Origin of the sequence: Micromonospora sp. NPDC049580 (assembly GCF_040675595.1) — a bacterium.
Taxonomy (GTDB): Bacteria; Actinomycetota; Actinomycetes; order Mycobacteriales; family Micromonosporaceae; genus Micromonospora.
Map to the genome: position 1 here is coordinate 1 of NZ_JBFAPG010000132.1, position 13059 is coordinate 13059.

Here is a 13059-nt window from a genome sequence, read left to right on the forward strand (position 1 = left end):
TGATATCGCCCGCGGTGAGCTGCGCGGAGGCGAACTCGCCGCCGTCCAGGACGCTGCTGAAGAGCTCCGCCTTACGGGCCTGCAACGCCATCACCCAACGGCGCCGTCCAGTCGGCGAACGCGCTGGCCACGGCTTCGAGAGGAGCATCACCGCGTGCGAGCAGCGCAATGACGCGAGCGGGGTCGCTGTCGTACTGGATGCTCTGCAGGAGTAACCGTCGACCGTCGGCCGTCGCCCCGTAGACGTACAGCTCAGGGGCGTCTCCCGGGGCATGGAGGCCGGCAACATCGTCCCATGCGGCGAGAGCTTCGGGCCCGGCGCTGACCTCGTAAACGGACCGGTCGCCTTCGTATCGGGGATCACTGGGGTCGCCGCCCCACACCTGTTCGGCACCCGGCAGGGTTCTTTTGATTCGCTGTACGTCCCGGCGACCGCCTTCATTTGAAAAGAGGACGTCTGCGGCACCGAGGATCTGCACGGTGTTCCGTTCGCTCACGGGCGTGAAGGAGAGAGCGACGGTGACTTTCGTCTTCTGCGGGGGTATCCGCAGGATCGCCGCGCCGTCCTCGAATTTCACCGGCTGGTAGGTGCGGCTGATCCTGCCGTCCGGCGTGTACCGCAGTTCGGGCGAGAACTCCATCGGCTGCCCGCTGTCGAGGACGAGGAGCACGTCGCGCTCCGCCCCGAGCAATGCGGCCTGCGTACTACGCTGCCGTGGGTCGTCGGTGAGGGCTTCGATCGCCCTGACCTGTGGACCACCCCCGGTTGGCTCGACGAACGCCGCCCATCCGATGTGGTTGTCCCCCGCGCCCTCGTTCCGATCGGTCGTGCTGGCGTAAGCGACGTAGGCAGCAGGGCCGGCCGGCGTCCTTCCCGCCCACACGACGTGTGGGTCACCCGGCATCTGCGTATCGCCCGAGCGTTCCAGTTGCCGCCGCCATGCCGCACGGACCTGACGCAGGTACGCGTCGTCACCAGCCAGGTCGCCCTTGGTCGGTTCGTTGAACATCGGCGAGGTCACCTCGGGCGTGTCGCGCCAGACCGGGACCGTGAGCGCACCCCCCAGGGGGACAGCCACGACGGCGGCGCAGACGGCAGTCAGCGCGACCCGGAAGCGCCGGACTCGCCGCCGGCCGCCACGGCGCACATTTTCCAACAGGTCGGGTCGACCACTGAGGTGGCTGGTTGCCCGGTGCAGGACCTCCCGCACGTCGTTGTCACTCATGTTCACCGCGAACTCTCCCTTTCGATGGTGGACATGACGAGACCTGGCCCGGCAAGCGCCGTCCGCAGGCGAGCCAATCCGCGCGAGGTATGGCTCTTCACTGTTCCCTCGGAACAGCCCAGAGCTGCGGCAACGTCGGCGGTTGGGAGATCTTCCAGGTATCGGAGCACGACGGCCGCGCGTTGCCGAGCCGGTAGGTCGCGCAGTGCCGCGACGACCGCCCGGCGAAGCGCGATGTCGTCCGCGTGGTCCCGCGTGACAACGTCGTGGTCGTCCAAGGTCTGCTCGGGTCGCCGCCTACGTCTTCGCCACCGGTTGATCGATCGGTTGATCAGTGCACGTCGTGCGTAGGCCTCCGGACTGGCCTGCACGCGACGCCAGCGCACGTACATCTGCTCCAGAACCTCCTGCAGCAGATCCTCTGCGGCATGCCGATCGCCCGTCAGCAGGTAGGCGACACGCAACAGCGCACCCGAGCGTGTACGGACGAACTCGTCGAACTCCGCGCCCCGCGAATCTCGCATCTGACCTCCGGTCTCGTCATCAAGCAGGACACCGCGACACGTCCGCTGGTTTACCGGTGCGCGTCAGTTCGCGCGCGCGATGGGCCGATCCTGCTGGCGCAACAGTGACCTCGGCCCGCGCGCCTAGCAGATCAACTCTCTCCCCGGGCGTTGTCCACAGCACCCAAAGTTGTCCACAGGTGGCGTGCTCGGGCCGGTGCCCGGGGCCGATCGCGAGCAGGGTCAGCGGTGCATCTGATCCCGAGCGCTGGAGGCCGCGATGGCACCCCGTACCTCCGTTCCGCCGATCCGACGGCTCCCGCTGGTCGTCACAGGCGACGGCGACCTGCTCGACGACCTGCTCCGGCTCGCCGCCGCCGGCGGCACCGAGGTGGAGCTCGCCGCCGACCCGGCCGCAGCCCGCACCCGCTGGGGTCCCGCGCCGCTGGTGCTGCTCGGCGCCGACCAGGCGCAGGCGTGCCTGCGCGCCCGACTGCCGAAGCGGCCGCGGCTGGTGCTGGTCGGCTGGGCCAGCCAACTCGACCCCGGCTGGCAGATCGCCGAGCTGATCGGCGCCGAGCACGTCGCCGCACTGCCCGCCGCCGAGCCCTGGCTGGTGGACCGCCTGGCCGAGCAGGGCCCCGACCAGCCGGACGGCCCGGGTGCCCGGGTCGTCGCGCTGTTCGGCGGCCGGGGCGGTGCCGGGGCGAGCGTGCTCGCGGGCGGGCTCGCCGTGACCGCGGCGCGGGCCCGACTGCGCACCCTGCTCATCGACGCCGACCCGCTCGGTGGTGGCCTCGACCTCGTGCTGGGCTGGGAGCAGCTGGAAGGGCTGCGCTGGCCGTCGCTCACCGACGCGGACGGGCGGGTGGACGCGCCCGCGCTGGTCCACGCGCTGCCCAGCCGGGGCGACCTGGTGGTGCTCTCCTGGGATCGCGGCGAGATGCTGGCACTGCCCGCCGCCGCGATGGCGGCGACCGTCGACGCCGCGCACCGTGGCCGGGACTTCGTGGTGATCGACCTGCCCCGACAGTTGGACGACGCCGCCGTGGTCGCGTTGCAGGCAGCCGACCAGGCGTTCGTCGTCGTGCCGGCGGAGCTGCGTGCCACCGCGGCAGCCGCCCGGGTGGTGGCTGCGGCCGCCCCACACTGCGCCGCGCTCTCGGTGGTGGTGCGCGGGCCCGCCCCGGGCCGCCTGCGCGCCACCGAGGTGGCACGGGCACTCGGGCTTCCGCTCGCGGGCACGCTGCGCCCCGAACCCGGGCTCTGCCGGGGTCTCGAACGCGGCGAGGCGCCGGCGGCGGCCGGCAAGGGCCCGCTCGCCACTCTCTGCCGGCGGATCGTCGCGGACCTCACCGGCGTCCCCGCGACGGGTGCGGCATGAGCGGCCGGCCGGAGGACGCCACCTTCGCGGCCAGGGTGCGGCAGCGGATCGCCGCCGCCACCGACCCGGTCACTCCGGCGACGATCGTGTCTGCCGTACGCGCCGAGCCCACCGCGGCGGTGTTGGGCGACAACGCCGTACTGCGGATCGCCGACCGGGTGCACGACGACCTCGTCGGCGCCGGGCCATTGGCCCCGCTGCTGGCCGATCCGGAGGTGACCGACGTCCTGGTCAACGGTGTCCGCGTCTGGGTCGACCGGGGCGCGGGGCTGCACCAGGTGGCGGTCCCGGTGGGCTCGGTCGAGGACGTCCGCCGGCTGGCGCAGCGACTGATCGCCAGCGCCGGGCGGCGGCTCGACGACGGCTCCCCGTACGCGGACGCCCGGCTTCCCGACGGCACCCGACTGCACGCCGTGCTGCCGCCGGTGGCGACCGAGGGGCCCTACCTGTCCCTGCGGACATTCCGGCACCGCCCGTTCACGCTCGACGAGCTGGTGCGCCAGGGGACCGTGCCGCGGCCGGTGGCGCCACTGCTCGCCGCCGTCGTCGCGGCCCGACTGGCGTACCTGGTCACCGGTGGCACGGGCTCGGGTAAGACGACACTGCTCAACACGCTGCTCGGGTTGGTGCCGGCCACCGAGCGGATCGTCCTCGTGGAGGACGCCTCCGAGCTGCAACCGGGGCACCCGCATGTGGTCGGGCTCCAGGCCCGTACCGCCAACGTCGAGGGGACGGGCGTCGTCAGCCTCGGCGACCTGGTCCGGCAGGCGCTGCGGATGCGCCCCGACCGGTTGGTGGTCGGGGAGTGCCGGGGCGCGGAGGTGGTCGACCTGCTGGCCGCCCTGAACACCGGGCACGACGGCGGCGCCGGCACGCTGCACGCGAACACCCCCTCTGACGTGCCGGCCCGGCTGGAGGCGCTCGGCATGCTGGGCGGGCTGCCCCGCGCCGCGCTGCATGCCCAGGTGGTCGCCGCGCTCCAGGTGCTGCTCCAGGTACGCCGAGGAGACCGGGGTCGTGTCCTGGAGTCGATCTGTCTGCTGCTTCCCGAGGGGCCCGAGCGGCTGGCCACCGTGGTGCCCGCCTGGGTACGTGGACGTGGGTTGGGGCTGGCCGCGCGTACCTTCGGCACGCTGCTGCGAGACCGGGGCGTGGCGGTGCCCCCGATCCTCAGCGAGCCGTGGCCTGGATCGGCAGGCCCGGCATGACCGGCGGGACTGCGCTGGTGGTGGCGCTGCTGCTGGCCGCCGCGGCCCTGGTGGCCTGGCCTGTGCAGAGCGTCCGGGCACGCCGCCGCCGAGTGCTGGCACCGGGCCGTGGCACCACCGGCGCTGACCCGGACGACGCCCTGGTGGAATGGATCAGGGGCCTCGCTCGTGGGCAGGGCGGGCCGACTGATGAGCTCGGCGGCGGGTCGGCCTCGGCCCAGCCGGGTGCCCTCTCGTACCCGCCGGGCACGTCGGCGTCCAGCAGCGGGCGGGCGGTTGTCGCCTGGTCCACTCGGGACCTTGACGACAGCCCGAGCCGCCCGAGAGCGACCGGCGGCCCGGGGGGATCCACGCGACCGGCAGGCCCGGCACGTCCGCCGATCCGTCGGGATCCTCGCCGCCCGGCTGGCACCGCCCGGCCGGAGACCGAGACCCTGGTGGCCGTCGAGCATCCGGGCCACAGCCGGGTCGACCCGGCGGACCACCGCCTCATTGACCCGGCGGACGAAAAGGCCGGTGGGTCGTACGCGGCCCATCCGGTACGCGTGCGTCGGTCGCCGAGGCGTGTGCTGCTGCTGGTTGGCCTGGTGGGGGCAGGTGTCGGTGCCGTATCCGCCGGGCCGGTGGCCGCGGTCGCGGTGGCCGGCTACGGCACGCTGGCCGTGCGCGCCCTGCTCCGCTGGAGGACGAGCCGGCAGGCAGAGCTGGTTCGGCGGCGCGGCCTGGACCTGCTCTGCGGTCTGGCCGCCGACCTCCGGGCGGGCCTGCCCGTCCCGCCAACCCTGGAGATCGCCGCCGTCCAGGGGGCGGGCCGAGTCGACCGGCTTAGCGAGCTGACCTCGGCCGCCGTGCGGCTGGCGGACCGGACCGGCGCACCACTGGCCGAACTGGTCGAGCGGATCGAGGCGGACGCCCGGGCGACCGACCGGGGCCTGGCCGCCGCAGCGGCACAGGCGGCGGGTGCCCGTGCCACGGCCTGGTTGCTGGCGGCACTGCCGCTCGGCGGGATCGCGCTCGGCTACGGGATCGGGGTCGATCCCTTGGCAGTGCTCCTGCACAGCACGGTCGGTGGGGTCTGCGCGGTCCTCGCGGTCGCCCTACAGATTGTCGGCCTGTTCTGGGCCGAGCGGTTGGGCGCGGCGTCGGGGCGGGCCGCCTGATGTCCCCGGTGCTGCTCGTGGTCGCCGGCCTGGTGGTCGCAGCCCTTCTCGTGGTGCCGCTGCGGCTGCGCCAGCGCGGCCCGGCTCGCCCACCCCGGCGGGTGACCCAGGGCGGCTGGCCGGGCCGGGACGGATGGCCGGGTCGGAACGGTTCCGTGCGCCCCGACGGCCTGGAGCGCCAGGCCGCCCCGGGCGGTTCGGAGCGCCCAGCCGGCTCGGCGGGTCGGCGCGGCTCGCTGGCTCGGGACGGTTCGCTGGCTCAGGGCGGTTCGCTGGCTCAGGGCGGCTCGGGTAGCGGCGGTGTGGAGAGTCGGCGGAGACCGGACGCGATCCGGCTCGCGGCAGGGATGGCCGGGCTCGCCGTGGCGGTGGTCGTCGGGGGCTGGTTCGGGCTGCTCGGTGCGGTTCCGACCGCGGTCCTGCTGGACGTGCTGCTGCGGCGGATCGAGTCCCCGGCGGCGCGCGGCCGGCGACTCCGGGAAGCCGCCGACCTGCCGCTCGCCGCTGACCTGCTGGCGGCGGCGATGCGGGCGGGTGCGCCGGTGGACCGCTCGGTGCTGGCCGTGGCCGAGGCGCTGGACGGCCCGCTCGCCAGCCGACTGGCCCGGGTCGGCCGCACCCTGCTCCTCGGCGGTGGCCCGGTCGAGGCGTGGTCGGCGTTGGACGGGGTGCCGGGAGCCGAGCGGATGGCAGCGGCGGCATTCCGCTCGGCCAACAGCGGCGCCGCGCTGGCCGGTGCGCTGACCCGTCTCGCTGATGACCTGCGGGCCGACCGGGCCACCGCCGCCGAGGCGTCGGCCCGCCGGGCTGGCGTACTCATCGTGCTGCCGCTGGGGCTGTGCTTCCTGCCCGCGTTCATTCTCGCCGGCCTGGTGCCGGTGATCGTCGCCGTCCTCGGCGACGTGCTCTGACCCTTCGAGAAAGGAAAGACGCATGCGCAAACTCATCGCCCGACTCCGCGGCGACGACGGGATGAACACCGCCGAGTACGCCGTGGGCACGCTCGCCGCGGTGGCCTTCGCCGGGATTCTGTTGAAGGTGCTGACCTCCGGCAATGTCCAGTCGGCGTTGACCGCGGTCATCGACCGGGCGCTCAAGTGATCGGGCGCCGGCAGGTCGGCCATGGTCGGGAACCGGGTACCCCCGGGCGGGCGTGCGACGGTAGCTGGTCGGCCCACCTCGTCGGCGGCGACCGGGGCTCCTTCACCGCCGAGCTGGCGGCCGGCCTGCCGGCGCTCCTCCTGCTGCTGCTCGCCGGCCTGACCGCGGTCAACGCCGTCAGCACCCAGGCGAGTTGCCTGCACACGGCCCGGGAGGTGGCGTTGGCCGCCGCCCGGGGGGCCGACAGCGCAGATGGGGAGCGCGCGGCGCCACCGGGAGCAGAGGTGTCGGTGTCGGTCGACGGCGACCAGGTGCAGGCGACGGTCCGCGCGCCCGTCCGCGCGCTGGGCGGCCGGCTACCACGGATCACCGTTGTCGCGACAGCGGTCGCAGCCGTGGAACCAGGCGCCAGCGAGGGGAGTTGGTGATGCGGCATTCTGACGCTCGGTCGCGCGGGCACGGCCCGAACGATGAGCGACACGATGGCGGTCGACCGGACGCGGAGCGAGGTGGCGCCACCCTGCTACTGCTCGCGTTGGGACTGGTCTTCGTGCTGGTCGGGACGTTCGGTGCCGCCGTCGCCGCAGCGGGGATGGCGGCTCAGCGGGCGGCGGTGGCCGCTGATCTCGGTGCGCTGGCCGGCGCTGCCCGGGCGCTCGACGGCGACGCGGTGGCGTGCGCGTCCGCCGCGGACATCGCCCACCGCAACGCTGGCCGCCTGATCGACTGTCTCCTCGACGGGCTGGACGTGCTGGTGACCGTCGAAGTGGCGTTCACACCCCTTCCGGGCCTGACCCGGGTCGCCGCGTCGACGGCCCGCGCCGGCCCGGTGCGCGGCTGAACAAGGCCCTGCTGGATACCACCGGGCTGGCCGGTGTCTTCGGGCCGCGGGTCGCGCCGACGGGTTGCGCCCGGCCGATCCGACCGCCGGGCTGATCCGACCGCCGGCCGATCCGACCGCCGGCCGATCCGACCGCCGGGCTGATCCGACCGCGGCCGGCTGGCCGGGACAGGGTTGCGGGCCCTGTCCCGGTCAGCGGCCGAGGGGGTGGGTGGCTGGGTGCGAGCCGGGGTGCGTCAGCGGGACTGGAGCGCGTCGAGGGCGACGGCCATCGCGATGACGAGACGACGGTCGATCTGCGGGTTCTGCACCTCGACGATGTACTTGTCGCGCAGGCCCCACTTCTTCACCACGGAGAAGATCGGCTGACCACCGGCGGTGAAGTCGAAGTGGTACGGCAGCCAGGACAGCGAGTCGACGAACCGGCGCAGCAGTGCCACCGGCAGGCTGCGCTCCTGACCCGTCACCTGCGGCAGGCCGGCCTGCTCGACGTGCCAGGTGGAGCGGAGCAGCGACTGGGCGAAGTCCTTGCGGAACAGGCCGATCGCGTTGCCGGCCGCGTCGGTGACGTCGTACGTCGCGCCGAGGTCGATGCGCTGACGGGCCTTGAAGCCGAGCAGGGGCTGCTGCTTGGAGTCGTCGGTGTAGATCGTCACCTGCTCCTTGAAGGCGAGCCGCTTCTGCTGCGCGAACGCCAGCAACTCGCCCTCGGTGCCGTCCGGCGCGACCGCCCGGACCTCGTACTGGTTGACCATCATCCGCAGCCGCTGGCGGATGTGGAACTGCTGCAGGGTCTGCAAGTTGTCGAGCTGCATGTGTTCTCCTCAGGGGGATGGTGCGCCGGAGTCTCGCACAGCCGGGCAACCACCGCCGGCCCGTGGCCCTGGCGCTCCCACCCCCGACCGGTCCGCCCCGCGGGACCGGCCCCGCGAAGGTCAGCGGCCGTCCACGGTCGCGCGCAACGACCAGGTGTTGAGCACCTGGTGGATGCTGCGCAGCCGTTCGTTGATCTGCTCCAGTCGTTCCGCCTGAGCCAGGGCGGCCAGCGCCGCCCCGAGTGCGATCTGCTGGTCGAGGGTGAGGTGGTCCTGGTCGATGGTGTAGAGCAGGTCGACGGTCTCAGCGATCGTGTCGGCCACGGCTTCTCCTCGGGCGCGGGGGCTAACTGGAACACAAGCATCGATGGAAGCGCTCCCATGTCATTGTGCCCAGTGCCATCGGGATTCATGCAAGGTGCCTCAGGCGGGCAGATTCTCCAGCACCACGTCGAGCACCCGGATCGCGTCCGGCTTGGATAGCGGATTGTTGCCGTTGCCGCATTTCGGCGACTGCACGCAGGACGGGCAGCCGGTCTCGCAGCCGCACTCCGCGATCGCGCTCGAAGGCGCCGTCCACGAGCGTGAGGAGGTCCGGGCCGGCACCGTCACCGACCCGGTGCTCCAGGGGGCGCTGCGGGTCGCCGGGGCGCTGCCCGGCCTGAGTGAACTCTGGCCGAAGGCACCCCGGCAGGCACTCGCCCGGCTGCACGTCCTCGCCGCTCGCGACATCGTGGGGGAGGCCGAGCTGGGCCGACCGGTGCCCGACCCGGTGGTCGCCGCCCGCCTCGACGGGCTCGCCGCTCTGGTGGCCGGCGGCACGAAGGTCTCCCCGCTGGTGCTCGCCGCCGTCGTACACGGAGAGTTGTTGAACCTGCGTCCGTTCGCCGGGCCGTCCGGCGTCGTGGCGCGCGGTGCCGCCCGACTGGTGCTGCTCGCCAGCGGCCTCGACCCGCGCGGCCTGCTCGGCGTCGACGTCGGTCACCGGGAACGGGAGCCCGAGTACGTCGGCTCGGCCGGCGCGTTCGCCACCGGCACCCCGGACGGGCTGCGCTCCTGGCTACGGCACTACATGGCGGCCGTCGAGGTCGGCGCCGACCAGCTCACCACCATCGGCGACGAGATCCTCGCCGCCGCCTGAGCACCGCCCGCCCTCAGGGCGTCGATCATGGAGTTGTGGTGCCTTGCAAGAGTCGCGAAAGCGTCGAAGGCGCCCACCACAAGTCCATGATCGGCCGGAGAGCGGGGTGCGGCGGGGTGTTAGGCGGTGGCGGTGGAGCGGGTGCGACGGTGCCGCCCGTACCAGGCGATGCCGATGGCGACGCCCACGCCGACCCCCAGAGCTGCCGCGGCCACCGGAACCCCCGGCCGCTCCCGCAGCCGGCGACCCAGCGGGATCGGATGCCGGAACTCCAGCACCGGCCAGGCGTTCTCCGAGGCCAGCTTGCGCAGCTGCCGGTCCGGGTTGACCACGCTCGGGTGACCCACGCACTCCAGAAGCGGACGATCGCTGTACGAGTCGGAGTAGGCGTACGAGTCGGCCAGGTCGTAGCCGCGCGCGGTGGCCAACTCGCCGACCGCCTCGACCTTGCTCGGACCGGCCGCGTAGAACTCGACCTCGCCGCTGTACCGGCCGTCCCGCACCGCCATCCGGGTGGCGATCACGTCGGTCACCCCGAGCAGCTCGCCGATCGGCCGGACCATCTCCTCGCCGGACGCGGAGACCAGCACCACGTCCCGCCCGGCCGCCTGGTGCTCCTCGATCAGAGCGGCAGCCTCGGCGTACACATAGGGGTTGATCAGCTCGTGGAGCGTCTCCGCGACGATCTGGCGGACCTGTTCCACCTGCCAGCCTTTGCAGAGCGCGGCCAGGTAGTCCCGTGTTCGGGCCATGGTCTGCTCGTCGGTGCCGCCCAGCCGGAACATCAGCTGCGCGTACGCCGACTTGACCACGTCACGCCGGGTGATCAGCCCGTCCCGGTAGAACGGCCGACCAAACGCCAGGGCGCTCGACTTGGCGATGACGGTCTTGTCCAGATCGAAGAAAGCGGCACTTCGGCCCACGGCGCGAAAGTCTAGCCGGATGGTCTATCGTCGGCGGGTGCCCGGGGTCAGGCCACCCCTCGGACCTGCGGGCGGGCGCCTCCAACTCCGGTCGGCGTGACCGCGCTCACACTCCGCGAGGAGATTTTCGCGCTGAGTGGAGTGAACACCACTCGACGTGACGGGTCCGCTCAGGCAGACTTGTTCGCACGACGAGTTCTCACATCCCCGAAACAGACAGACCCTCGGCGGTTGCACCCCCCGTGACCGCTGAGTGGTTCGGCTCGACCCCCCCGGAGCCGAACCGTCGACGACCCCCGTCTCCCCCCGACGGGGGTCGTCCCTTTCCATGGGAGCGCGCCACAGCAGCTGACCGGCTACTCCATCGCGAGTCGGCGGGCGCGGAACAGCTCGAGGAGCCGAGGCAGCCGCCTTCGCCACTCGTCCTCGTCGCGAAGGTCCCAGCGATCGTCGTCAGGCTCCGGGCTGGGCTCTGGCGGGGTCGCAGATCGCGTTGCCTCGACGGCGTCCCAGAAGGCCTCGGAGTTACCCGTCAGCTGCTCGTACGCCGTCTCCGCGGCGAACTGGAGAGCCTCGTCGCCGATCCACAGGTCGCGGCCTTCCGAAGCGCTTATCTGCCGCACGGCGGGATGGTCGGCGAGCGAGTCGGGGTCGCGCACAACCGACTCGAACGCTCTTCTGCCCAGACCGACAAGCCCGGCCTGGAAGTCGGAGAACCCGTCGTCGGAAAGGAACCCGTACTCGATGATCCAGCATGCCGCGCAGACATCCCAGGTGTCGGCCTGGTCCACCACCTCGTCGAGCACCTGGTCGAACGCGACGATGTGCGGCAGCGGGAGCCGCATCAGCTCCGCCACCAGGGCCTCGGCGACCGCGCTCGGCTGACCGTCGCGTTGGGGTTGGTCCGCCGCTGTGCCTGCCGCGGCTCGTGCCCGCTCCACGACACTCCAGAACTCGCCTACATGCACGGCCAGGAGTGTCCACGATGGGTCTGACAGGAGAGGGCGCTGGGACCACGAAAGCGATCCGGGCGGTAATCGTCGGGCCTCCCGCGACACAAGCCAGGGTGAGGGTCGCCGAGGCAATGGGGGTTCGGGTGGGTCCACCGGAGAAACGCGACGAGGGCTGGTTCAACAGCCTCTACGCCGCCGATTACGCGCACATCGTCAGGTACGGCCTGCGTCGGCTCGCCGACTCCGAGGCGTCGGCCGAGCTCGCTCAGGAGGTCTTCGTCGTCGCGTGGCGTCGTCGCGGCGAGGTTCCGGACCGCAGCCTGCCCTGGCTGTACGGGGTGGCCCGCCGCCTGCTGGCGAACCAGTGGCGCTCCCGGCGTACCGCCCCCGACGTCGTGCCGATCACCGCCGCCGAGCTGACGAGGGTGGCCGACTCGTCCGGCGCCGACACGAGCGTGGGGATCGCCGACGTTCGGGCCGCGCTGGCCACCCTCGGCGATCTCGATCAGGAGATCCTCCGGCTGATCGGCTGGGAGGAGTTGACGGTGTCCGAAGCGGCCCAGGTTCTCGGCTGCACCCGCGCGACCGCGGCGGTCCGCCTGCATCGCGCCCGCCGCCGTCTCAGCGAAGCGATGTCCGACCGGCCGGTTCCATCCCGGCGTCCGGTGCTGGCGACCACCCGAGAGGATCTGTGATGTTCGGAGCAGAGCGAACCCGTACCCTCCTCGGTCCGGCCGACCCCGCGCGCAGCGTCGCCGTCGCACCGCCGCCGGCCTCGGCGCGCGATCTGATCGACCGGGCCGACGCCACCGAGCCGGACGACGGGCGTCGTCGCGTACGCCCGACTCGCCGGCTGGTCCTGACGGCCGGGACGCTGGCGGTGGCGGCCGGCGCGGTGGCCGTCCTCCAGCCGTTCGATGAGCACAAGCCGGACAGTCCGGGAGGGCCCGGTGGCGCGGTGGGAACGGTGCTCGTGCCGGTCGCGTACCAGTTCGACGCCGACCCACCGGCGGCCGGCCCGCAGCTGCGCGCGCTGGCCAGCAAGATCAAGGACGCGGAGTACGACCTGCACGGCGGTCGCTACATGTACCACCACACGAAGGAGTGGGGCGATCCGGTGATGACCTCAGCCGATGGCCGTCACCACGTCGCGTTCGCCGGTGAGTCGAAGGTCTGGCAGGCCGCCGACGGGACCGGCAGCCAGATCAACACGCAGCTGGAGCCGCAGTACCCGGACCAGGAGTCTCGTGCCTACTGGCAGCGCAAACTCGGAGCGGGTCCAGCAGTCGGCGGCAATCCGGGGGCGATGATCCCCCTGCCGCCCATGGAGCTCACACCACCGCCGGCCGACCCGTCGCAGTTGCGCGAACTGCTCCAGGTCGAGTACGGCCCGGGTGCGGCGAGCAAGGAGGTCAGTACGCTCTACGCGCGGTACGTCGTGCCGCGTGCGACCCGGGCGGAAGTGCTGCGGGTACTCGCCGACGTGCCCGGTTTCCGCTGGCGGGGGCGGGTGACCGATCGCGCGGGCCGGGCTGGCGTGGCGGTCACCTTCGACGACCGCGAACACGACCAGCAGTCTCTGCTGATCTTCGACCCAAGGACGGGTGAGTTGCTCGCCCACGAGCTGCTGACGCTGGCCCCGGTGCGGATCAGCGCGTACCAGCTGATCCTGGACACGACCTGGACCGACCGGATCGGCTGACCACCGACGTCGGGGCCGCTGTGGGTCAGCGGCGACGAACCGGACTGCCCGAAGTGCGGCCGGCGGATCACCTGGTACGACATCGTCTCGTCGGCGCTCACC

The 13059-nt window shown here is 72.7% G+C and carries 15 protein-coding genes and 1 pseudogene; 10 read left to right on the forward strand and 6 right to left on the reverse strand.

The window, feature by feature from the left end; translation table 11 throughout:
* Positions 1-71: 71 nt before the first annotated feature.
* Together AB0J68_RS13720 and AB0J68_RS13725 are read right to left on the reverse strand one after the other, a co-directional pair.
* Positions 72-1226, reverse strand: coding sequence for a hypothetical protein (locus AB0J68_RS13720; protein ID WP_363938616.1), 1155 nt, complete (start codon positions 1224-1226; stop codon positions 72-74).
* A 2-nt stretch (positions 1227-1228) separates the two neighbouring features.
* Positions 1229-1750 (reverse strand): SigE family RNA polymerase sigma factor, encoded by a 522-nt coding sequence (locus tag AB0J68_RS13725; protein ID WP_354860633.1) that lies wholly within the window; start codon positions 1748-1750, stop codon positions 1229-1231.
* 259 nt (positions 1751-2009) lie between these two features.
* On the opposite strand from AB0J68_RS13725, the gene ssd reads away from it, so the two are divergent.
* The 7 genes from ssd (at position 2010) to AB0J68_RS13760 (ending at position 7423) form a co-directional block, all read left to right on the forward strand.
* Positions 2010-3113 carry a septum site-determining protein Ssd gene (gene ssd / locus AB0J68_RS13730; protein WP_355065384.1) on the forward strand — a complete coding sequence of 368 codons (1104 nt, stop codon included), beginning with the start codon at positions 2010-2012 and terminating at the stop codon, positions 3111-3113.
* Positions 3110-4321, forward strand: a complete 1212-nt coding sequence (locus AB0J68_RS13735; RefSeq protein WP_363938621.1) for a TadA family conjugal transfer-associated ATPase — start codon at positions 3110-3112, stop codon at positions 4319-4321. The genes ssd and AB0J68_RS13735 overlap by 4 nt, the downstream gene beginning before the upstream one ends.
* Positions 4318-5481 (forward strand): hypothetical protein, encoded by a 1164-nt coding sequence (locus AB0J68_RS13740; protein WP_363938623.1) that lies wholly within the window; start codon positions 4318-4320, stop codon positions 5479-5481. The genes AB0J68_RS13735 and AB0J68_RS13740 overlap by 4 nt, the downstream gene beginning before the upstream one ends.
* 347 nt (positions 5482-5828) lie before the next feature.
* On the forward strand, positions 5829-6392 hold the full coding sequence (locus tag AB0J68_RS13745; protein WP_354860643.1) for a type II secretion system F family protein: 564 nt from the start codon (positions 5829-5831) through the stop codon (positions 6390-6392).
* A 22-nt stretch (positions 6393-6414) separates the two neighbouring features.
* Positions 6415-6582 carry a DUF4244 domain-containing protein gene (locus AB0J68_RS13750; RefSeq protein ID WP_234584142.1) on the forward strand — a complete coding sequence of 56 codons (168 nt, stop codon included), beginning with the start codon at positions 6415-6417 and terminating at the stop codon, positions 6580-6582.
* 113 nt (positions 6583-6695) lie between these two features.
* Positions 6696-7010 carry a TadE family type IV pilus minor pilin gene (locus tag AB0J68_RS13755; protein ID WP_363938635.1) on the forward strand — a complete coding sequence of 105 codons (315 nt, stop codon included), beginning with the start codon at positions 6696-6698 and terminating at the stop codon, positions 7008-7010.
* On the forward strand, positions 7010-7423 hold the full coding sequence (locus AB0J68_RS13760; protein ID WP_363938626.1) for an Rv3654c family TadE-like protein: 414 nt from the start codon (positions 7010-7012) through the stop codon (positions 7421-7423). The genes AB0J68_RS13755 and AB0J68_RS13760 overlap by 1 nt, the downstream gene beginning before the upstream one ends.
* A 236-nt stretch (positions 7424-7659) precedes the next feature.
* Here AB0J68_RS13760 and AB0J68_RS13765 read toward each other — a convergent pair whose 3' ends face one another.
* Both AB0J68_RS13765 and AB0J68_RS13770 read right to left on the reverse strand, forming a co-directional pair.
* On the reverse strand, positions 7660-8238 hold the full coding sequence (locus AB0J68_RS13765) for a hypothetical protein (RefSeq protein WP_355065448.1): 579 nt from the start codon (positions 8236-8238) through the stop codon (positions 7660-7662).
* A gap of 120 nt (positions 8239-8358) precedes the next feature.
* Positions 8359-8562 carry a hypothetical protein gene (locus AB0J68_RS13770; RefSeq protein WP_354860625.1) on the reverse strand — a complete coding sequence of 68 codons (204 nt, stop codon included), beginning with the start codon at positions 8560-8562 and terminating at the stop codon, positions 8359-8361.
* A gap of 226 nt (positions 8563-8788) precedes the next feature.
* Here AB0J68_RS13770 and AB0J68_RS13775 point away from each other — a divergent pair.
* A pseudogene (locus tag AB0J68_RS13775) lies at positions 8789-9379 on the forward strand (oxidoreductase); the annotation flags it as partial.
* A gap of 119 nt (positions 9380-9498) precedes the next feature.
* On the opposite strand, the gene AB0J68_RS13780 reads toward AB0J68_RS13775, so the two are convergent.
* The gene (locus tag AB0J68_RS13780; RefSeq protein WP_355065377.1) at positions 9499-10302 is read right to left on the reverse strand and encodes an HAD-IB family hydrolase; all 804 of its coding nucleotides are present in this window, start codon (positions 10300-10302) and stop codon (positions 9499-9501) included.
* Between the two features lie 356 nt (positions 10303-10658).
* Complete coding sequence (locus tag AB0J68_RS13785) at positions 10659-11408, reverse strand: DUF4240 domain-containing protein (protein ID WP_355065379.1); 750 nt, start codon at positions 11406-11408, stop codon at positions 10659-10661.
* Here AB0J68_RS13785 and AB0J68_RS13790 point away from each other — a divergent pair.
* A complete protein-coding gene (locus tag AB0J68_RS13790) occupies positions 11399-11950 on the forward strand; it encodes a sigma-70 family RNA polymerase sigma factor (RefSeq protein ID WP_363938631.1) in 552 nt (183 codons plus the stop codon). The two genes, AB0J68_RS13785 and AB0J68_RS13790, sit on opposite strands and share 10 nt — an antisense overlap.
* Positions 11950-12957 (forward strand): CU044_5270 family protein, encoded by a 1008-nt coding sequence (locus tag AB0J68_RS13795; RefSeq protein ID WP_355065382.1) that lies wholly within the window; start codon positions 11950-11952, stop codon positions 12955-12957. The genes AB0J68_RS13790 and AB0J68_RS13795 overlap by 1 nt, the downstream gene beginning before the upstream one ends.
* Positions 12958-13059 lie beyond the last annotated feature (102 nt).